The following is a 19,392-nucleotide window of genomic DNA, read 5'->3' as shown; positions in this document are numbered from 1 at the left end:
ATGCCGCCCTGAGGCAACGTGAATAATGTGAGTATGAATACGCTGTTACGGCCTGCCGTCTAGAGCAGCGGGTCCAGGCCGCCACGTGCATCGAGTGCATATAAATCATCACAGCCGCCAATATGCTGACCGTCGATGAAGACTTGAGGCACGGTAGTGCGCCCACTGCGCGCAATCATCTCTTCACGCTTTACGTTGTCGCCGTCGATAGCGATCTCGTTGAAAGCCGCGCCCTTGCTGTTCAGCAGCGCCTTGGCGCGATGGCAGAACGGGCAAGTCGCCTTGGTGTAGATGTCGATGTTAGCCATGGGAACCACCTCTACTACGTTAAAGAATTATTTACCGCGTGCCAAAGGCAGATTTTCACCACTCCAACCGGCAATACCGTCTTTCAGAGTCGTAACGTTGTCAAACCCGGCTTTGCTCAGGTTTTCTGCCGGCTCGCGCGACGTTGTACCGTTAGCGCACACCACAATCACCGGCTGCGCCTTGTGTTTTTCCAGCTCGCCCAGGCTGCCGCTCTTGATTTCGCTCGCCGTCAGGTTGATGGCATTGGCAATGTGACCCTTGCGGAAATCTTCACGGCTGCGGGTATCGACCACCACCGCATCTTCTTTGTTAATCAAGCGGGTAGCTTCACCACGGGTGATCTCTTTAACCTTGGAGAAACGGCTTTTGAAGGTCATCACAATCACCGCGACCAGCAGGGCAATCCAGGCCAGGCTAAGTATGGGATGATTGCTAACGAATTGCATAATTTCTTGCAGCATGGGGTGTAACAACTCCCGTCAGTTAAGGGAAAATAAGTCAAGGCTCCAGAGTATACCTGCCGAATGCGGCAATTACAGCCAATTAGCGGCTGTGATTGCAGAAACTGCGGGCTACGATAAAAAATTGTCATGTCAGCACAAAAAAGTTGCCGACAGTTCAACGCAACTTTGATCTCTCTGGGCTCTTTTTTACCCGCCGCGCGCTAGAATCCCCCGCTTTGCAGCGTGCATAGCCATCATCCCCCGCGGGCAGATGGCTATTCATACTTTATGAGGTTAATACCATGTCGAGCAATAAAAAGCCTATGGTGCTGGTGATTCTGGACGGCTATGGCCACCGGGAAGAACCACAGGACAACGCAATTCTCAACGCCTGTACGCCGGTAATGGATCGCCTGTGGCAACAGCAGCCACATACGTTGATTGCCGCATCCGGCCTGGACGTCGGCCTGCCGGACGGACAAATGGGCAACTCCGAAGTCGGCCACGTCAATCTGGGCGCCGGACGCATCGTCTATCAGGATTTGACTCGCCTGGATAAAGACATTCAAGACGGCGGCTTCTATACCAACCCGACGCTGACGGCAGCGGTAGACAACGCCGTTCAGGCCGGTAAAGCGGTGCACATCATGGGTCTGCTGTCGCCGGGTGGCGTACACAGCCATGAAGAGCACATCCTGGCAATGGTGCAACTGGCCGCACAACGTGGCGCCAAAGCGGTTTACCTGCACGCCTTTCTGGACGGTCGCGATACCCCGCCACGCAGCGCCGAAGACTCTCTGCAACGCTTTAGCGACGCATTCGACGCGCTGGGAACCGGGCGCATTGCGTCGATCGTCGGCCGTTACTTCGCCATGGATCGCGACAACCGCTGGGATCGCGTGCAATTGGCCTATGACCTGCTGACTCAGGCAAAAGGCGAGTTTCATGCCGACAGCGCCGTCGCCGGGCTGCAAGCCGCCTACGCTCGCAATGAAAACGACGAATTCGTCAAACCCACGGTGATTCGCGCAGCCGGTGAAGCCAGCGCGGAAATGCAGGATGGCGACGCGTTGATTTTCATGAACTTCCGCGCCGACCGCGCACGCCAGATCGCTCGCGCCTTTGTCAACGCCGACTTCAACGGCTTTCCTCGTGCCAAAATCGTCAAGCTCGCGGATTTCGTGATGCTGACCGAATACGCCGCCGACATCCACACCGCCTGCGCCTATCCGCCAGCGTCGCTGGTGAATACCTTTGGTGAATGGCTGATGAAGCACGACAAAACCCAGCTGCGCATCTCCGAAACCGAAAAGTACGCCCATGTTACGTTCTTCTATAACGGCGGCGTGGAACAACCGTTCACCGGTGAAGATCGGGTGCTGATCAATTCGCCGCAGGTCGCCACCTACGATCTGCAACCGGAAATGAGCTCGGCCGAATTGACCGACAAGCTGTTGAATGCCATCGCCAGCGGTAAATACGACGCCATTATCTGCAACTACCCGAACGGCGACATGGTCGGCCACACCGGTATCTATGACGCCGCAATCCAGGCGGTTGAAACGCTGGACGGCTGCATGGCAAAAATCGTCGACGCGGTAAAAGCCGTTGACGGCCAACTGCTGATCACCGCCGATCACGGCAACGCCGAGCAAATGCGGGACCCGGCCACCGGCCAGGCACACACCGCGCATACCAGTCTGCCGGTGCCGCTGATTTACGTTGGCAAACCGGCCACGGCAGTCAGTGGCGGCAAGCTTTCGGATATCGCGCCGACCATGCTGACGCTGATGGGAATGGAAATCCCGCAAGAGATGACTGGTAAGCCGCTGTTCATCGTGGAATAATCCCTCTCCATGAGGGAAAAGGCGTATTTTGCACTATCAAGGGTAACCCGAAGCGCAAACGCAGGCAGCCAATCGCTGCCGCTTCGCAGTGCGCCAAGGAAGTTGACCACACTGTGCGCCAGCGTATTTTGCGCTGGCGTCTTGTTGTTGCCGCTATTCGGCCATGCTGCCAACGACAGCAAATCCGAGCTGAAAGACATTCAGCAAAGCATTGCTGAAAAAGAAAAAGCGGTTAAGCAACAGCAACAACAACGCAACACGTTGCAGGATCAACTCAAGTCACAGGAAAAAACCATCGCGCAGGCCAGTCGTTCTCTGCGTGATACCCAGAGCTCGTTAAACGCCCTGGGCAAGGATATTTCCGGCTTGAATGCCTCGATCGCCAAACTGCAGCAACAACAAAGCACGCAACAAGACATACTGGCCAAACAGCTGGATGCCGCCTTCCGTCAAGGGCAGCACAGTGCGGTGCAGTTGATCCTCAGCGGTGAAGAAAGCCAGCGCAGCGAGCGCATTTTGGCTTACTTTGGCTATCTGAACGAAGCACGCCAAAAAACCATCGAGCAGTTGAAGCAAACGCGCATCGAGCTGGCCGCACAAAAGACCACGCTGGTCGCCAAGCAGAACCAGCAAAAAACCTTGTTAAGCGCCCAACAGACACAGCAGCAAAAGCTGGAACAGGCGCGCAGCGCACGTAAGAAAACCCTGACCGCACTCGAAGCGTCGCTGGATAAAGATCAGCAACGTTTGAGCGAGCTACGCCAGAACGAAAGCCGTTTGCGCGACAAAATCGCCCGTGCCGAACGTGAAGCCCGCGCCCGTGCCGAACGCGAAGCGCGCGAAGCCGCCCGAGTACGTGAGCAGGTACGCAAGAAAGAGCAACAGGCGAAGAAAACCGGCTCCAGCTACAAGCCAAGCGAAAGCGAACGCTCGCTGATGGCCCGCACCGGCGGCCTTGGCCGACCAAATGGCCAAGACTACTGGCCGGTACGCGGCAGCACCCTGCACCGCTTTGGCGAAACGCAGCAAGGTGAGTTACGCTGGAAAGGCATGGTGATTTCTGCACCTGAAGGCAGCGAAGTCAAAGCCATCGCCGATGGTCGTGTGCTGATGGCCGACTGGCTGCAAGGCTACGGCCTGGTGGTGGTGGTCGAGCACGGCAAGGGTGACATGAGCCTGTACGGCTACAACCAGAGTGCGCTGGTCAACGTCGGTGCCCAGGTACGCGCCGGCCAGCCAATCGCCTTGGTGGGTACCAGCGGAGGCCAGGGATCGCCTGCGCTCTATTTCGAAATTCGCCGCCAGGGTCAGGCGGTTAACCCACTGCCGTGGTTGGGAAAATAAGATTTGCATTACATCAAAACGCGAAGCGCCGCACTGATTGGCGCCCTGCTGCTGGCCAGTGCCGCACAGGCAGGTAAACTGTCGATTGTGATTGATGATGTGGGCTACCGCCCACATGAAGAAAACGCCGTGTTGCAGATGCCGCTGGCCATTTCGGTAGCAGTGCTGCCCAATGCGCCACACGCGCATTTAATGGCGACCCGCGCCCACAGCCAGGGCCGGGAAGTGCTGATTCATATGCCGATGGCGCCGCTCAGCAAGCAGCCATTGGAACGCGACACGCTGCAACCCTCGATGAGCAGCGACGAGGTACAGCGCATCATTCGCAATGCGGTTAATAACGTGCCATATGCGGTTGGCATGAACAACCACATGGGCAGCGCCATGACCTCCAGCCTGCCGGCAATGCAAAAAGTGATGCAGGCGCTGGAAAGCTACAACCTCTATTTTCTCGACAGCATGACCATCGGCAACAGCCAGGCAACCCGTGCGGCCGCCGGTACCGGCGTGAAAGTGATCAAACGTCGGGTATTTCTTGACGACACTGCGAGCGAAGCCGATATTCGCCATCAGTTCAACCGGGCGGTAGAGCTTGCGCGACGCAACGGTTCGGCCATCGCCATCGGTCACCCTCGGCCGGCGACCGTCAAGGTACTCCGGCAGATGCTGGCAACCCTGCCGTCCGATATCGTGCTGGTGCGGCCAAGCTCGCTGCTCAATGCGCCGCAGTCAGGCGGTAGCGGTTATCTGCCGCCGGCCAAGCCACAGCATCCACAGTCGAAGAACCCGTTCAAGGGCGGTATCAAACAGTGCAAGGTGAAACTGCCGCAGGAAAAAGCCAACGCCGGCAGCGCGTTGAAGGTGATTGGTGAAAGCCTGGCGCAATCACCGGCCGTAACGTTCATCAAAAATCAGTGGCAGCGCTGGGTGACAACGCCGGAGCGGAAATCATAGGGTCCGGCGGGCCGGACCCTGAGGACAAATCGCCGGAATTAATCCCAGCTTAACACCACTTTCCCGGACTGGCCGGAGCGCATGGCGTCGAAGCCCTGCTGGAACTCGTCAATCGAAAAGCGGTGGGTGATGATTGGCGTCAGATCCAGTCCTGACTGGATCAGCGCCGCCATCTTGTACCAGGTTTCAAACATCTCACGACCGTAAATCCCTTTGATAAACAGCCCTTTGAAGATCACCTGATTCCAGTCGATCGACATGTCGGACGGCGGAATGCCAAGCATGGCGATACGCCCACCGTGGTTCATGGCGTTGAGCAACGTACGGAACGCCGGTGGAGCACCTGACATTTCCAGCCCGACATCAAAACCTTCGGTCATACCCAGCTCGGTCATCACGTCGCTGAGATTTTCCTTGCTCACGTTGACCGCGCGAGTGACGCCCATTTTGCGCGCCAGATCCAGCCGGTATTCGTTAACGTCGGTAATCACCACATGACGTGCGCCCACGTGCTTGCAAACCGCGGCCGCCATGATGCCGATCGGGCCGGCGCCGGACACCAGCACGTCTTCGCCGACCAGGTCAAACGACAGCGCGGTGTGCACGGCGTTGCCGAACGGGTCGAAAATCGCCGCCAGTTCATCCGGAATGTTGTCGGGGATTTTGAAGGCGTTGAAGGCCGGGATCACCAGATATTCGGCAAAGGAACCAGGACGGTTAACGCCGACGCCAATGGTGTTGCGGCACAGATGAGTGCGACCGCCACGGCAGTTGCGGCAATGCCCGCAGGTAATATGGCCTTCGCCGGAAACCCGATCGCCGATAGTGAAGCCTTTGACCTCCTGGCCAATCGCCACTACTTCACCGACATACTCATGACCAACCACCATCGGAACCGGGATGGTCTTCTGGGACCATTCATCCCAGTTATAAATATGCACATCGGTGCCGCAGATCGCGGTTTTACGAATTTTAATCATGACATCGTTGTGGCCCAGCTCCGGCTGCGGCACGTCGGTCATCCAAATCCCTGCTTCCGCTTTCAATTTTGACAATGCTTTCATGGGTTTACCTTATGCAATAACGCCAAGATCTTTACCGATACGAGTAAACGCCTCAACGGCGCGCTCAATTTGTTCCGGCGTGTGGTCGGCAGACATTTGGGTGCGGATACGCGCCTGGCCTTTCGGCACCACCGGATAGAAGAAACCTGTTACGTAAATGCCTTCCTTGAGCAACGCATTGGCGAAATCCTGCGCCAGTTTCGCTTCCCCCAGCATCACCGGGATAATGGCGTGGTCGGCCCCGGCCAGTTCAAAGCCGGCTGCGGTCATTTTTTCACGGAACAGACGGGCGTTGGACCACAAGCGATCGCGCAACGCATCCCCCTGCTCCAGCAGTTCCAGCACCTTGATCGAGGCCGCCACGATCGCCGGTGCCAATGAGTTGGAGAACAGATATGGACGCGAGCGCTGACGCAGCCATTCCACCACTTCTTTCCTGGCGGCGGTGTAGCCACCGGAAGCCCCGCCCAGCGCTTTACCCAGCGTACCGGTGATAATGTCGACACGGCCCATCACGTCGCAATATTCATGCGTACCACGCCCGTGCGCGCCAACGAAACCGACGGCGTGCGAATCGTCGACCATCACCAGCGCCTGATATTCGTCGGCCAGGTCGCATACGCCTTTCAGGTTGGCGATCACCCCATCCATTGAAAATACACCATCGGTAGCAATCAGAATGTGCCGTGCGCCATCGGCTTTGGCCTGTTTCAACTGCGCTGCCAGCTCGCCCATGTGGTTGTTGGCGTAGCGGTAGCGTTTGGCCTTGCACAGTCGCACGCCGTCGATGATCGACGCGTGGTTCAGCGCATCGGAAATGATGGCGTCTTCCGGACCCAGCAGCGTTTCGAACAGGCCGCCGTTGGCGTCAAAACAGGAGGAATAGAGGATGGCATCTTCCATGCCGAGAAAGTCGGCCAGCTTCTGCTCCAGCTGCTTGTGGCTGTCCTGGGTACCGCAGATAAAACGCACCGATGCCATACCGAAACCGTGGCTGTCCATGCCCGCCTTTGCGGCCTCAATCATCGCCGGGTGATTCGCCAGGCCAAGGTAGTTGTTGGCGCAAAAGTTGATGACGTGGCTCCCGTCTGCCACGGCGATATCGGCCTGTTGCGCAGACGTAATAATGCGTTCTTCTTTGAACAACCCTTCAGCTCGGGTAGTGGCAAGCTGTTGTTCCAACTGCTGATAAAAAGACGCGGACATTCGGTTATCTCCAGGATGGGCTTATTTCCGGCATATTTTACTGATTTGTTGGCTGACTGACGACAATAGGCAGGAGAGAATATGAAAAATGCAGCAGATATCACGGCGATGTAGCGTCAGACGCGGGTTGGCAACAGAATAAGAGCCCATCCGATGTTTGCTGCGACACGAAATGCTATTATAGCCAACATATAGCGTGGGGCATTGTGCACCACCAGGCAGAATGACAGGGGTAAGCCCAATGATTATCGTCACTGGCGGCGCCGGCATGATCGGCAGCAATATCGTTAAAGCATTGAATGATAGCGGGTATCGCGACATTCTTGTGGTAGACAACCTGAAAGACGGCACCAAGTTCGTCAACCTGGTCGATCTGGATATTGCCGACTATATCGATAAGGAAGATTTTATCGCCAGCATCATGGCCGGCGACGATCTCGGCGACATCGACGCGGTATTCCATGAAGGCGCCTGTTCAGCCACCACCGAGTGGGACGGCAAGTACATGATGGATAACAACTATCAGTACTCCAAGGATCTGCTGCACTATTGCCTGGATCGCGAGATCCCGTTCCTGTACGCCTCGTCCGCCGCCACCTACGGCGGCCGCAGCGAAAACTTCATCGAAGAGCGTCAGTATGAACAACCGCTGAACGTTTACGGTTACTCCAAATTCCTGTTCGACCAGTACGTGCGTGAAATCCTGCCGCAGGCGGATTCGCAAATCTGCGGTTTCCGTTACTTCAACGTCTACGGCCCGCGCGAAGGGCACAAAGGCAGCATGGCCAGCGTGGCGTTCCATCTGAACGGCCAGATCAATCGCGGTGAAAACCCGAAACTGTTCTCCGGCAGCGAAAACTTCAAGCGCGACTTCATTTACGTTGGCGACGTGGCGGCAGTCAACCTGTGGTTCTGGAAGAGCGGCGTGTCAGGCATCTTCAACTGCGGTACCGGCCGGGCGGAAACCTTCCAGGCGGTGGCCGATGCGGTGGTGGAATACCATCAGCAAGGCGCGGTGGAATACATCGAATTCCCTGAAAAACTGAAAGGCCGTTACCAGGCTTACACCCAGGCCGACCTGACCAAGCTGCGCGAAGCCGGTTATGACGCGCCATTCAAAACCGTCGCCGAAGGCGTCAAAGAGTACATGGCCTGGTTAAACCGCACCGCCTAAGCTGAAGGAAATCTGCACGGTATGAAAATACTGGTTATCGGCCCTTCCTGGGTTGGCGATATGATGATGTCGCAAAGTCTCTACCGCACCCTGAAGGCCGAGTACCCGTCAGCAGAGATCGATGTGATGGCACCGGCCTGGTGTCGTCCATTGCTGGCGCGCATGCCTGAGGTCAGTCAGGCGCTGTCGATGCCGCTTGGCCACGGGGCCCTGGCGATCGGCGAACGGCGGCGTCTCGGCCGCGAGCTGCGCGCCAATCGCTACGATCGCGCCTATGTGCTGCCAAACTCGTTCAAATCGGCCCTGATACCATTTTTCGCCAACGTGCCACAGCGTACCGGTTGGCGCGGCGAAATGCGTTACGGTCTGCTGAACGATATTCGCGTACTGGATAAAGCCGCCTTCCCGTTAATGGTGCAACGCTACGTTGCGCTGGCCTATGACAAACAGCAGATTCGGCGCGCGGAAGATCTGCCGCAGCCGTTGCTATGGCCGCGATTACAGGTCAGCGACGAAGAGATCGCCGAAACCGCCTCAGCCTTCAACCTTACCGACCAACGACCGACCATCGGATTTTGCCCTGGCGCTGAATTCGGCCCCGCCAAGCGCTGGCCACACTATCACTATGCGCAATTGGCGCAGATGCTGATCGACCAAGGCTATCAAATCGCGCTGTTCGGTTCCGCCAAAGACCATGAAGCCGGTGAACAAATCCGCGCAGCACTGGTCGAAGAAGCGCGAGATTACTGCGTCAATCTGGCCGGTGAAACCCAGCTGGAGCAGGCGGTAATTCTGATTGCCTCCTGTCGGGCGGTGGTCAGCAACGACTCCGGATTGATGCACGTTGCGGCGGCGTTGAACAAGCCTCTGATAGCCTTGTACGGCCCAAGCAGCCCCGACTTTACCCCGCCGCTATCTGACAAGGCCCGGGTCATCCGCCTTATCAGCGGTTATCACAAAGTACGCAAAGGCGATGCCGACCAGGGTTATCATCAAAGCCTGATCGACATCCAGCCACAGCAGGTGTTGGACGCGCTGACGCCGTTGCTTGCCGCCAGCGAGGAATAATCATGCAGGTGCTGATCGTTAAGACCTCTTCCATGGGGGACGTGCTTCATACGTTGCCGGCATTGACCGACGCCATGAATGCCATTCCCGGCATCCGTTTCGACTGGGTGGTGGAGGAGAGCTTCAGCCAGATCCCAAGCTGGCATCCGGCGGTCGATCGCGTTATCCCGGTGGCTATCCGCCGTTGGCGCAAAAACTGGTTCGGTAGCGAAACCCGACAGCAGCGCTGCGATTTCAAACGTCAGCTGCAGGCACGCAACTACGATGTGGTCATTGATGCCCAGGGGCTGATGAAAAGCGCGGCGCTGATCACCCGCATCGCCAAAGGCAGCAAACATGGGCAAGACTGTAAAAGCGCGCGCGAACCTTTCGCCAGCTGGTTTTACAACCATCGCCATGACATTGACAAGCAGCAACATGCGGTGGAACGCACCCGTGAACTGTTCGCCAAGAGTCTGGGTTATCCAAAACCGACGACCCACGGCGATTATGCCATTGCCGCCCGTTTCCTTGGCGATCCACCAGCGGATGCCGGGCAATACCTGGTGTTTTTGCACGCCACCACGCGCGATGAGAAACACTGGCCAGAAGCAAACTGGCGTGAACTGATTGCACTGATCGAGCCGACCGGGCTCGGTATCAAGCTGCCGTGGGGTGCGGAGCATGAACATCAGCGAGCACAGCGGCTGGCAGACGGTTTCCCGCACGTCGAGGTGCTGCCAAAGCTCAGCCTGCAACAGATAGCCGAAGTACTGGCCGGTGCGCAAGGCGTGGTGTCGGTCGATACCGGACTCAGCCACCTGACCGCCGCGCTCGATCGCCCGAACATTACGCTGTTCGGCCCTACCGACCCGGGATTGATTGGCGGCTATGGGCAAAACCAACGGTCGCTGGTATCAGCGGATAAGACCATGGCTACCATCAGCGCCGAATCGGTTTGGGCAGCATTGCAAAAGGATATGTGATGAAGAAATTGCACATCATCAACCTGGAAAAAATGGGCGGCGTAGAACGCCTGTTTTTGCAGTATCTCAACGACACCACCGACGGCAGCAACCAGGTCATTTGCATCAGCAGCGAGGTGGGTGAAGAGATCCGCAAAAAGATGCCACAGCAGAAAGTGACGTTTGCCAATCGCCTGTTCAATGCCTTTTCTCTGCGCTGCCCGCAGTTTCTGCGCAAATACCTATTGAAATGGAAAGTTGAGCGCGCCGACGCCGATGTAGTGATCGTCTGGGACCTGATCCCGGGCCTGGTGGCGAAACCCAAGCGCGGCAAACTGATTTATTACGACCACGGCTGTTCGTGGCGTTATGCCAAAAACGGCAAAACGCTGCGCTTCTTCGCGATGCTCGATGGGGTTATCTCAGCCTCTTATGCCTCAAAACGCGTGATGGAAATGCGCTTTAACCTGCCTTGTCCCAATCCGGTGGTGATTAATCGAATCAAGACGCCAGCCGGGATCGACAGCGAACCCAAAACGCTGGCGACGCCGCTGCGGATCGGTACCGCCTCCCGCCTGGTCACACTAAAGGGGATCAGCGTTTCCCTGTTGATGATGCAAGAACTGCTGCGTCGTGGGCATGACGTGACGCTGGAAATTGCCGGCAAAGGCCCTGACCAGCCGGCATTCGAAGCGCTGGCCCAGCGTCTGCAACTGGGCGATCGCGTGCGGTTCAGCGGTTTTCAGGACAACGTCGCGGATTTCTTCAACCGTACCCATATTTATATGAGCACGCCGATAACCGAACCCTTTGGCTTATCCTGCATGGAATCGCTGTATTTTGGCGTGCCGGTGATCTTCCCTCTGGTTGACGGCCAGCCGGAAGCCGTCAAAGACGGCGTATGCGGTATCGGCCTGACGCCGTCGGTCACCATTGAAGAACACCAACAGCTTACCGGCCTCAAGGTCGATTTCCCGCATCAGGTCTATGATCCGGTGCAGGATTGCCTGGTGACGCCCAAACTGGTGTCGCACCTGGATTGCGCCGATGCGGTGGAAAAAATGCTGCAGCCTGCAACCTATCGCAGCATGAGCGCCAATGCCCGCCAATTTACTGCCGAACATTTTGATTATTCGGTCTTCAAGACCGAGTTCGACCGTTCGCTCGAATCGTTTTAACTCTAGAATAAAGTAAGCCGGAACCCGACCCATGCCAAGTGAGAAACGTCCACATCCTGCTTTTAGCTACCTGATCTTTTTAGGCTGCGCGATCGCTTTTTGCACCATTCCTTTTGGCGTTGAGACAGGGCGAAACATTTTTTATATTTCTAGCTACATCTCTTTTATCGCCCTGTGTTTTAACTTCAGGTTTTATACCAAAAACAAAGTCCACCTGACGCTATTCTTATCCCTGTGCCTGTTGGGAGCCGCAAGCATGATCTGGGCTCCACTCAATAAACAGCCGGATGATTATGTAAATATTTACCGCAGCTATTTCTCTACCGGCAAATTACAGCTGGCCACCGCATTTATTTTGCTTATTGCGCTGAATGAACGCCTGGATTTTCAAAAAAGCTATATCGCCGTTGCCATTGGCGGCGCGCTGGCCGTCAACGCTTACGCCATCTACCAGGGGTTATGGCTGCATTATCCGCGCGTACAGCTCAACTTCGATCGCGCCACCATCGTTGCCTATATCATCACCGCCATTAATCTCGTCATGCTGCATGCGGTATTGCTGCTGAAAACACGCTATCGGTTGATGCTGTTCCTGTTGGCGTTTATCGTCAGTTTCTCGGTGATCGGCCTGACCGGCACGCGGGCTGCGATGCTGGTGTTCCCGGTGATGGTGGCTATTTTCGTCTTCACGTCGCGCGAGTTTTTCTCGCGTCGCCAGAAAATGACCATCGCCTTGGCTTTCCCGTTGCTGTTGCTGCTGAGTGCGATGATCTTCAAGTCGCAAATAGAACAACGCATTCACGACTTCCATCAGGATATGGCGTCGATCAACGATCCGCAGAAAGACAATTCCATCATGTCACGCCTATCGATGCAGCGCACCGGCTTCCATGCCGGCAACCAGGCCCTGCTGGGTCAGTCAGCCGAGCAGCGGGCCAAAGAAATAACCGCCATGGTCAAACAGGATCCTGAACTGATGGGGGTCATGCCTTACCTGACCGTGCATTTGCATAACGAACTTATCGAAGCCTATTCGTTGAAAGGTATTGTGGGTGCCGTGCTGCTGCTGACGTTTTATTTGACCTACATTTTTGCCGCGTTAAGAATATATAACAACGTCTTGCTGTTTACCGTCATGCTGAGCCTTATTGCCTTTGGCCTTACCGACGTTATTTTCTTCAGTACCGAAGGCACCGTCATGTTCTGCCTGGCGATTATTGCCAGCGTCATATCCATGAAAAAAACGCCTGATGCACAGGATCTTCGTCAATGAGCCAACGCCCCTATTTACTCAGTTTCATTGTGCCGTTTTACAACAATGCCGACTTTGTGGTGGAGAGCTTACGCTCGCTGTTCAGCCAGATGACCGATGATATCGAAGCAGTCATCATTGATGACGGTTCAACGGATGATTCTGCGCGCCTGGTGAAGCAATTGCTGGACGAGTATCAACCCGCCGGCGTAACGCTGATTAGCCAGCCGAACGGCGGAATTGCCCATGCCCGTAACGTCGGGTTGGCTAATGCCCATGGCCGCTACGTCACTTTTCTTGATGGCGATGATGCCCTCAGCCGCCATTACCTGCGCCTGCTGCGTCCGATACTGCTGGGCGACGAATACGACCTGATCGATTTTAATTATCAGAAGTTTTCGACAACGGTGCCGGATCATCCGATCGATGACGCCGTCGGACTCAGCCCCTACCCGATAGAAAATAACCAACTGGCATGTCTGGCGCCGTTATTTTCCCGTTCGATGTGGCACCTGTGGAACCGGGTCTACAAACGCAGCCTATTGGCGGGTGAGTCCTTTGCCACCGGCCGCCGCTACGAAGACGTCATTTTTACCCCGTTCCTGTATTTCAAAACGCAAAAGATCGCGCGCCTGAATCAGGTACTCTATTTTTATCGGGACAACTGTCAGGGCATCACTCGCAATAACACCGCCAAGGACATTGAAGACCTGCGCTTCGCGATGAACAAGATGGTTTGCTTCGCATTGCAGCATGAAAATAAAGCGCAAATACGCCCGCTGGCAGCGCTGATGATTGCCAACTGCTTCAGTGAAATAAAGAATATGTCCAAATCTGTGCATGGCTATTACTACTATACGCCGGCACTGCTGGACGATTTTCGGCGCGCGGCCGATGTGTGCCGGGGCACCGCAGTGCCCCGCAAGAAAATATGCCAGATGCGTTATCCGCAAATTGACACGCTGTTGTCAAAGCTGCGCCGTCAGCAAAAGTAACGCCATTCTCAGGCGTTATCGCCGCCCGCTTCACGGTGTGCGGGCAGTAAGTTCGCATGCGCCACCACCTCGTGATACACCCGCTGCGGCTGAATGACGCCCATCGGACCTTCAGCCTCCAGTGGCAGCGTATAGCCGGAACGCGAGGCGTGAACAATCCGGTGCAGTTCAAGATCCTGAATCGGCCCGGTGGTACGCGGATCGGCGGTGACAAACAGGCTGACGGTTTTTACCTTCAGCGCGACCGCCAAATGCAGCGGCCCGGTATCGCCGGTGACCAACAGTTCGAAACTGCCCAGCAGCGTCAGTAATTGTCGCAAACCGGTTTTGCCGATACGGTTATCCACCCGTTCACGGGTTCTGTCTTGCACCAGCTGCAAGAATTGCTGCGCTTTGCCCTCATCAAACGGCGCACCGATTAGCACAATACGAACGTTGTCATGCTGCGCCGCCAGTTGATCCGCCAGGCTGGCAAAATGCGACACCGGCCAGCAACGCGATTCCGTTGAAGCCCCCAGTTGAAAACCGATGGTGCATAACGCGGGATCTTTTTCCCCTGCGGGGAACGGCGCCGGTACCTCCATGCTCGGATCGTCGGTGCGGCACCCCAAAATGGAAATCAGCTCCAGCTTACGGCGAATAAAGTGCCCGTAATAGTCAAATACATAGTTGGTCAGCCACGGCTCCAGGCCGCAAATACCGTTACGGTAATTATCGCGAATAATGTATTTGGCTCCGGCCAATACCGCGCTGATAACGTCATAAGGCTGATGGGAATGCAGAATCAACGCCAAATCGGGTTCAAATTGGCGCAACGATTTCAGCAACGGCCCCATGCTTTTGAATTTACTGTCCCAGTACACCACGCGGTTAAAGTAGCGGCCGTTTTCCACCAGCTCCTGATTCTTTTTATGCACCACCAGCGTGATATGCGCGTCGGGATAACGTTCGCGCACTGCGCGGATTGCCGGCGTGTTAAACATAAAATCGCCAAGCGCCGTGGTGGAATAAATCACGATATTGGCAAACTGCATGCCGGGATCGAAAGTGGCCTTATCCTGAAAACGCCCACGTTTTGCGACGTATCGCCGTAAAAACCAGTCCGCGAACTTTATTTTCCATTTCTTCGACATGTCAATTCACTTTACGTTGATAGTACTCGGCCAGCGTCATTCCCACCGTTCGTGAGTGCAGCCAGGCAAATAATTGTTCTAAATCGCGGTACAGCGCCTCGATATCCTGCTCGGTTTTAAACGTTGGGCTGCCACCGGGCATAAACTCGGAGGAATGCAGCATAAATTCAACGTAGTCATGCCCCTCGGCCAGCGACTGTTCGGCGACCCGCTGCATGTGATTCAGGTTGTTACCGGTTGGGCGTAGCCAATGCACCGAAGGTGAACGCCGTTTGCCGCGCAGGCGATCGTACCCCTGCTTCAGCGCGTTCATCATCCCCGAATGTTTGTACTGAATGCTCATCGGAACTTCCAGCAGACGCGACTGACCCGGACGGGCAATATTCTGCGGATCGATAAAATAGGCATGCGCCGGAAAATGGCGATAATCGGTACCGCCGTTGCCGTGCGGACTACCAGGAGAAAATTGCCAGTTGACCCGCGGCGTAACGGAACAATCGACCTGATAGCCGTATTCCAGCAGTAAACCGGCATAATATTCGTTGAACGCCCAGCGCCCGGCGCGATGGCTGAGCATTTTGGTTTGAAAGGTGTCTTCCAGCAACTGGGTCATGTGATCGACTTTGGCGCGGATCTGGTCAACTGGATACTCAATCAGATAGGGCTTGTGGCGCCAATCGTCATCGGTCAGCGGCGTCAACGGCGGGCTGTTCCAGGCGTGCAAATGCATGCCGATCTCACCCGCGCCGCGCGCTATCACATCGCGCGCGAATTCGACGTACTGCGGGTCTACCGCCATTTCATAGTTGGTCAGATAAACCGGCTTAAAGGCGTATCGCTCGCACAGCGCCTGGAAACGCGGTAGAAAACGGGTGTTTTCCGTCGAAATACGATCGTGGTTTTGCCACAGATTGTCGCCTTCGGTATCAATAGTGATGAGAAATGCCGGTTTAGTCATGAATATCGTGCCTGATATCAATAGAATGCATTATGTTACGCAGCCCGCGTGTCCAGGGCAAACGACTTCGCTGCGAGGTTTGGACAACGTTGAGGCGCATTTGTCGCGCACCGGCCGCTGTTTTTTGCTTCACGGCAAGAAAAACCGGCAACAGTAGCCACATGGGGTAGTGTCATTTAGAATCATCCATTGGTTTCCCATATAGCGAATGATGATGAACGACGCGCCAGCACAGATCCCTGCCACTCCTCCACAGCGTATTTTGATCGTCAAGCTGCGCCACCACGGTGACATGCTGCTGACGACACCGGTTATCAACACGCTGAAAGCCAATTACCCCGAGGCGCAGATCGATGTGCTGCTGTATAAAGAAACCCAGGACATGCTGGCCGACAACCCGGCGTTGACGCAGGTGTTCATCATCGATCGCCAATGGAAAAAACAGGGCACCAGAGCCCACCTGGCGCAAGAATGGCGCCTGATCCGTCAATTGCAGGCCCGGCAGTACGATCTGGTGGTCAATCTGGCCGATCAGTGGCGCAGCGCGCTGGTTACTCGCCTCACCGGCGCAGCGGTTCGCCTGGGGTTTGATTTCCCCAAGCGACGCGGGGCGCTGTGGCGTCACTGCCATACTCACCTGGTGCCGGTCGACGACCACGCCAATCTTCATACCGTCGAGCAGAACCTGTCGCTGCTGCAACCGCTGGGCCTGAAAATCACCAACAGCCAGGTCACCATGAGCTACGCGCCGCAAGACTGGCAGGCGTGCGCCACGCTGTTGCAGCAGCACGGCATCAGCGACGGTTACATCATGGTGCAACCTACCTCTCGCTGGTTTTTTAAATGCTGGAGTGAGGAAAAAATGGCCTCCACCATCAGCGCGCTGCACGCCGATGGTCACACCATCGTCATTACCTCCGGTCCGGACGCTAAAGAACGCCAGATGGTCGAGCGTATTGTGGCCCAGAGCCCGCCGCAGGGTGTGGTGTCGCTGGCCGGCCAGTTGACACTGCGGCAACTGGCCGCGCTTATCGATCATGCCAAACTGTTTATCGGCGTAGATTCGGTGCCCATGCATATGGCGGCGGCGCTGCAAACGCCGTGCATCGCGCTGTTTGGCCCGTCCAAACTGGTGTTTTGGCGCCCGTGGCAGGCCATCGGCACCGTTATCTGGGCCGGCGATTATGGCACCCTGCCCGATCCGGATGATATCAATACCGGCACCGATGAACGCTACCTTGACCTTATTCCTACAGACGCGGTGATTGCAGCCGCGCGGAGCCAGCTTGCATGAAAGCATTTCGTTTGGCGATTGTGCGCCAAAAATATCGACCGGACGGCGGAGCCGAGCGTTTCGTTTCCCGAGCGCTGGAGGCTCTGGAGCAACAGGACCTCGAACTGAACGTGATCACCCGTGAATGGCAGGGTGACGCCAACCCAAATTGGCATATTCATTTATGTAACCCAATGAAGTTCGGCCGCATCAGTCGTGAACGCGGTTTCGCCGAAGCGGCACGCGCGCTCTGGCAGAAAGAACGGTTCGATCTGGTGCAGAGCCATGAGCGGATTGCCGGCTGCGATATTTATCGTGCCGGCGATGGGGTACACCGGCGCTGGCTGTTGCAACGTGCGCGCCTGTTGCCGGAATGGCGGCGCAAGTGGCTGTTTTCCAATCGTTACCACCGTTATGTGATGTGTGCTGAGCGCGCGATGTATGCTGCACCGGAACTGAAGGCGGTCATCTGCAACGCAGAAATGATCAAGCAGGAAATCATTGCCGACTTCGGCGTGCCGGCGGATAAAATCACCGTTATTTACAACGCGATCGATAACCAGAAATTCCTGCCGGCCAATCAGCAGCTCAGACAGCAGCTGCGTCAGCAGTACCAGATCCCGCAACAGGCGCACTGTCTGATTTTTGTCGGTTCCGGTTTTGAGCGCAAAGGCTTGGCAACGGCGATCCGCGCCGTCGCCGCCACCGACAGCTATTTGCTGGTGGTTGGCAAGGACAAGGCGGAAAAGCGCTACCGCGCACTGGCGCAGTCGTTAGGCTGTGGTGAACGGGTGCGTTTCATGGGGGTACAAAAGCAGACGCTGCCGTTCTACCAGAGTGCCGACGCGCTGTTACTGCCGACGCTGTACGATCCCTTCCCCAACGTGATTCTGGAGGCAATGTCCTGCGGGCTGCCGGTGATCACCAGCAACACCTGCGGCGGCAGCGAGTTTATTACGCCAGGGCAGAATGGCTATGTCACCGATGCGCTGGACGTCACGGCGATTGCCGAGGCCATCCGCGCGTTGCCACGCCAGGCCATCGGCTCATCGATGGGCGAAGCGGCGCGGCTGGGCATTATGTCGGCAACGCCGGCGCGACTCTCCGAACAACTGGTTTCGTTGTATAACCGACTACTGGATTAACCTATGCGTATCCTGATGATTATCGACGGGCTGCCCGGCGGCGGAGCAGAAAAGGTGGTACTGACCCTGTGTCAGGGCATGCAGCAACTGGGTCATGAGGTCAGTCTGATCTCCTTGCGCGACGTATGTAACTACCCGATCCCCCCAGGCATTCACTATCAGGTAGTGGCAGATCGCAGCCGCGCGCCGTGGCGCAAGCTGACCGAGCTTTCACGCCGTGCCGCACAGCTGGACCAGGCCGTCACCGCCAACGAGCGGCAGCATGGCGCATACGATTTGGTATTTTCCAATCTGCACAAAACCGATCGTATCGTCAGCCGCAGCACGCTGCTTGGCGGCGATCGAGTCTGGTTCTGCATTCACGGCATGCTGTCCACCTCCTATCTCGGTCACCGCAGCGGACTGGACCGCTGGCTGAAGCAGCGCAAGATTGCCAAGGTTTACCACCAGCGCAATATCGTGGCCGTTTCACGCGCGGTGGGCGACGATCTGCAACAGAATCTGCCCATTCGCGCCAAACAGCTGGCGGTGATCAACAACCCGTTTGATATCGCCGCCATTGAACAGTTGGCCGCGCAACCGTGCGAGCTGGCCGGCCAAGACTATCTGCTGCATGTCGGACGCTTCCACCCGCACAAGCGCCACGATCGGCTGCTGAAGGCCTATGCGCTATCCGGCATTGAGGCGCCTCTGGCGTTGATTGGCGCGGGTAAAGAGAGCGAGCTCGACGCCGTCAGGCAGTTGGCGAGCCAGTTGGGTATCGAACAGCGCGTCCTGCTGCTCGGCTTCCAGGAAAATCCGTACCCGTTTATCAAGCATGCGGCTCAGTTGGTGCTCAGTTCAGACAGTGAAGGGTTCGGCAACGTGTTGGTGGAAGCGCTGCTGTGCGGCACGCCGGTGGTCAGTACCCGCTGCCCGGGTGGTCCGGCGGAGATTCTGGAAAATGCCGGCATGACCGACGCATTGGCGGAGCTGAATGAAAACTCGCTGGCGGAGAAAATGGCGCTGATATATCGTCAGCCGCCAGAAATAAATCACCAACGGCTGATGCGCTACGGTCTACAGCCTATTTGCGAGCAATATCTGGCACTGAAAAAATAATCGC

Annotated in this window: 18 protein-coding genes; 12 read left to right on the top strand and 6 right to left on the bottom strand. The window is 56.3% G+C overall.

The genetic code is table 11. The features are described from left to right. Positions 1 to 59: 59 nt before the first annotated feature. The gene (grxC, locus tag ACCC84_RS19590; RefSeq protein WP_004956639.1) at positions 60 to 308 is read right to left on the bottom strand and encodes a glutaredoxin 3; all 249 of its coding nucleotides are present in this window, start codon (positions 306 to 308) and stop codon (positions 60 to 62) included. A 27-nt stretch (positions 309 to 335) separates the two neighbouring features. Then, positions 336 to 770 carry a rhodanese-like domain-containing protein gene (locus tag ACCC84_RS19585; protein WP_004956643.1) on the bottom strand — a complete coding sequence of 145 codons (435 nt, stop codon included), beginning with the start codon at positions 768 to 770 and terminating at the stop codon, positions 336 to 338. Between the two features lie 284 nt (positions 771 to 1,054). Between ACCC84_RS19585 and gpmM the strand changes: the two genes are divergently transcribed. Genes gpmM through ACCC84_RS19570 form a run of 3 tightly spaced genes read left to right on the top strand, consistent with a single transcriptional unit; the run spans position 1,055 to position 4,897 of the window. Further along, positions 1,055 to 2,599, top strand: a complete 1,545-nt coding sequence (gene gpmM / locus ACCC84_RS19580) for a 2,3-bisphosphoglycerate-independent phosphoglycerate mutase (protein WP_004956646.1) — start codon at positions 1,055 to 1,057, stop codon at positions 2,597 to 2,599. A 9-nt stretch (positions 2,600 to 2,608) separates the two neighbouring features. After that, the gene (gene envC, locus ACCC84_RS19575) at positions 2,609 to 3,943 is read left to right on the top strand and encodes a murein hydrolase activator EnvC (RefSeq protein ID WP_371902183.1); all 1,335 of its coding nucleotides are present in this window, start codon (positions 2,609 to 2,611) and stop codon (positions 3,941 to 3,943) included. Between the two features lie 3 nt (positions 3,944 to 3,946). Further along, the gene (locus tag ACCC84_RS19570) at positions 3,947 to 4,897 is read left to right on the top strand and encodes a divergent polysaccharide deacetylase family protein (protein WP_004956653.1); all 951 of its coding nucleotides are present in this window, start codon (positions 3,947 to 3,949) and stop codon (positions 4,895 to 4,897) included. Positions 4,898 to 4,935: 38 nt separating this feature from the next. On the opposite strand, the gene tdh is transcribed toward ACCC84_RS19570, so the two are convergent. Both tdh and kbl read right to left on the bottom strand, forming a co-directional pair. After that, complete coding sequence (gene tdh, locus ACCC84_RS19565) at positions 4,936 to 5,961, bottom strand: L-threonine 3-dehydrogenase (RefSeq protein WP_004956657.1); 1,026 nt, start codon at positions 5,959 to 5,961, stop codon at positions 4,936 to 4,938. Between the two features lie 9 nt (positions 5,962 to 5,970). Continuing rightward, positions 5,971 to 7,167 carry a glycine C-acetyltransferase gene (gene kbl, locus ACCC84_RS19560; RefSeq protein WP_004956662.1) on the bottom strand — a complete coding sequence of 399 codons (1,197 nt, stop codon included), beginning with the start codon at positions 7,165 to 7,167 and terminating at the stop codon, positions 5,971 to 5,973. Between the two features lie 241 nt (positions 7,168 to 7,408). Between kbl and rfaD the strand changes: the two genes are divergently transcribed. Genes rfaD through ACCC84_RS19530 form a run of 6 tightly spaced genes read left to right on the top strand, consistent with a single transcriptional unit; the run spans position 7,409 to position 13,778 of the window. Further along, the gene (rfaD, locus tag ACCC84_RS19555) at positions 7,409 to 8,341 is read left to right on the top strand and encodes an ADP-glyceromanno-heptose 6-epimerase (protein WP_004956667.1); all 933 of its coding nucleotides are present in this window, start codon (positions 7,409 to 7,411) and stop codon (positions 8,339 to 8,341) included. 21 nt (positions 8,342 to 8,362) lie between these two features. After that, a complete protein-coding gene (gene rfaF, locus ACCC84_RS19550) occupies positions 8,363 to 9,409 on the top strand; it encodes an ADP-heptose--LPS heptosyltransferase RfaF (protein WP_273871612.1) in 1,047 nt (348 codons plus the stop codon). Between the two features lie 2 nt (positions 9,410 to 9,411). After that, positions 9,412 to 10,374, top strand: a complete 963-nt coding sequence (rfaC, locus tag ACCC84_RS19545) for a lipopolysaccharide heptosyltransferase RfaC (protein ID WP_004956674.1) — start codon at positions 9,412 to 9,414, stop codon at positions 10,372 to 10,374. Then, positions 10,374 to 11,531 (top strand): glycosyltransferase, encoded by a 1,158-nt coding sequence (locus tag ACCC84_RS19540; protein WP_371902182.1) that lies wholly within the window; start codon positions 10,374 to 10,376, stop codon positions 11,529 to 11,531. The genes rfaC and ACCC84_RS19540 overlap by 1 nt, the downstream gene beginning before the upstream one ends. Before the next feature lie 31 nt (positions 11,532 to 11,562). Further along, positions 11,563 to 12,804, top strand: a complete 1,242-nt coding sequence (locus tag ACCC84_RS19535; protein ID WP_004956680.1) for an O-antigen ligase family protein — start codon at positions 11,563 to 11,565, stop codon at positions 12,802 to 12,804. Further along, complete coding sequence (locus ACCC84_RS19530; RefSeq protein ID WP_198773844.1) at positions 12,801 to 13,778, top strand: glycosyltransferase family 2 protein; 978 nt, start codon at positions 12,801 to 12,803, stop codon at positions 13,776 to 13,778. The genes ACCC84_RS19535 and ACCC84_RS19530 overlap by 4 nt, the downstream gene beginning before the upstream one ends. A gap of 8 nt (positions 13,779 to 13,786) precedes the next feature. On the opposite strand, the gene ACCC84_RS19525 is transcribed toward ACCC84_RS19530, so the two are convergent. Continuing rightward, positions 13,787 to 14,911 (bottom strand): glycosyltransferase family 9 protein, encoded by a 1,125-nt coding sequence (locus ACCC84_RS19525; RefSeq protein ID WP_198773845.1) that lies wholly within the window; start codon positions 14,909 to 14,911, stop codon positions 13,787 to 13,789. A 1-nt stretch (position 14,912) separates the two neighbouring features. Continuing rightward, positions 14,913 to 15,869, bottom strand: coding sequence for a polysaccharide deacetylase family protein (locus ACCC84_RS19520; RefSeq protein ID WP_004956691.1), 957 nt, complete (start codon positions 15,867 to 15,869; stop codon positions 14,913 to 14,915). A gap of 211 nt (positions 15,870 to 16,080) precedes the next feature. On the opposite strand from ACCC84_RS19520, the gene rfaQ reads away from it, so the two are divergent. From rfaQ to ACCC84_RS19505, 3 genes are read left to right on the top strand one after another with little or no spacing between them, the layout of a single operon-like run. Continuing rightward, the gene (rfaQ, locus tag ACCC84_RS19515) at positions 16,081 to 17,163 is read left to right on the top strand and encodes a putative lipopolysaccharide heptosyltransferase III (RefSeq protein WP_371902191.1); all 1,083 of its coding nucleotides are present in this window, start codon (positions 16,081 to 16,083) and stop codon (positions 17,161 to 17,163) included. Then, entirely contained in the window at positions 17,160 to 18,287 is a 1,128-nt protein-coding gene (locus tag ACCC84_RS19510) for a glycosyltransferase family 4 protein (RefSeq protein ID WP_004956702.1), read from the top strand. The genes rfaQ and ACCC84_RS19510 overlap by 4 nt, the downstream gene beginning before the upstream one ends. A gap of 3 nt (positions 18,288 to 18,290) precedes the next feature. Then, the gene (locus ACCC84_RS19505) at positions 18,291 to 19,388 is read left to right on the top strand and encodes a glycosyltransferase (protein WP_004956704.1); all 1,098 of its coding nucleotides are present in this window, start codon (positions 18,291 to 18,293) and stop codon (positions 19,386 to 19,388) included. Positions 19,389 to 19,392: the final 4 nt, after the last annotated feature.

It is taken from the genome of Serratia odorifera (genome assembly GCF_041448735.1).
GTDB lineage: Bacteria > Pseudomonadota > Gammaproteobacteria > Enterobacterales > Enterobacteriaceae > Serratia_F > Serratia_F odorifera.
Note: the sequence above shows the minus strand (reverse complement) of the source record. Positions and strands in the feature narration are given on the sequence as shown.

Bases quoted from the DNA above. Each gene is read 5' to 3' on its own strand.
- gpmM (WP_004956646.1), top strand. From the start codon at position 1,055: ATGTCGAGCAATAAAAAGCCTATGGTGCTGGTGATTCTGGACGGCTAT.
- ACCC84_RS19535 (WP_004956680.1), top strand. From the start codon at position 11,563: ATGCCAAGTGAGAAACGTCCACATCCTGCTTTTAGCTACCTGATCTTT.
- rfaD (WP_004956667.1), top strand. From the start codon at position 7,409: ATGATTATCGTCACTGGCGGCGCCGGCATGATCGGCAGCAATATCGTT.
- rfaF (WP_273871612.1), top strand. From the start codon at position 8,363: ATGAAAATACTGGTTATCGGCCCTTCCTGGGTTGGCGATATGATGATG.
- ACCC84_RS19510 (WP_004956702.1), top strand. From the start codon at position 17,160: ATGAAAGCATTTCGTTTGGCGATTGTGCGCCAAAAATATCGACCGGAC.
- rfaQ (WP_371902191.1), top strand. From the start codon at position 16,081: ATGATGAACGACGCGCCAGCACAGATCCCTGCCACTCCTCCACAGCGT.
- ACCC84_RS19540 (WP_371902182.1), top strand. From the start codon at position 10,374: ATGAAGAAATTGCACATCATCAACCTGGAAAAAATGGGCGGCGTAGAA.
- ACCC84_RS19520 (WP_004956691.1), bottom strand. From the start codon at position 15,869: ATGACTAAACCGGCATTTCTCATCACTATTGATACCGAAGGCGACAAT.
- ACCC84_RS19505 (WP_004956704.1), top strand. From the start codon at position 18,291: ATGCGTATCCTGATGATTATCGACGGGCTGCCCGGCGGCGGAGCAGAA.
- ACCC84_RS19525 (WP_198773845.1), bottom strand. From the start codon at position 14,911: ATGTCGAAGAAATGGAAAATAAAGTTCGCGGACTGGTTTTTACGGCGA.
- ACCC84_RS19585 (WP_004956643.1), bottom strand. From the start codon at position 770: ATGCTGCAAGAAATTATGCAATTCGTTAGCAATCATCCCATACTTAGC.
- kbl (WP_004956662.1), bottom strand. From the start codon at position 7,167: ATGTCCGCGTCTTTTTATCAGCAGTTGGAACAACAGCTTGCCACTACC.
- ACCC84_RS19530 (WP_198773844.1), top strand. From the start codon at position 12,801: ATGAGCCAACGCCCCTATTTACTCAGTTTCATTGTGCCGTTTTACAAC.
- envC (WP_371902183.1), top strand. From the start codon at position 2,609: ATGAGGGAAAAGGCGTATTTTGCACTATCAAGGGTAACCCGAAGCGCA.
- tdh (WP_004956657.1), bottom strand. From the start codon at position 5,961: ATGAAAGCATTGTCAAAATTGAAAGCGGAAGCAGGGATTTGGATGACC.
- grxC (WP_004956639.1), bottom strand. From the start codon at position 308: ATGGCTAACATCGACATCTACACCAAGGCGACTTGCCCGTTCTGCCAT.
- rfaC (WP_004956674.1), top strand. From the start codon at position 9,412: ATGCAGGTGCTGATCGTTAAGACCTCTTCCATGGGGGACGTGCTTCAT.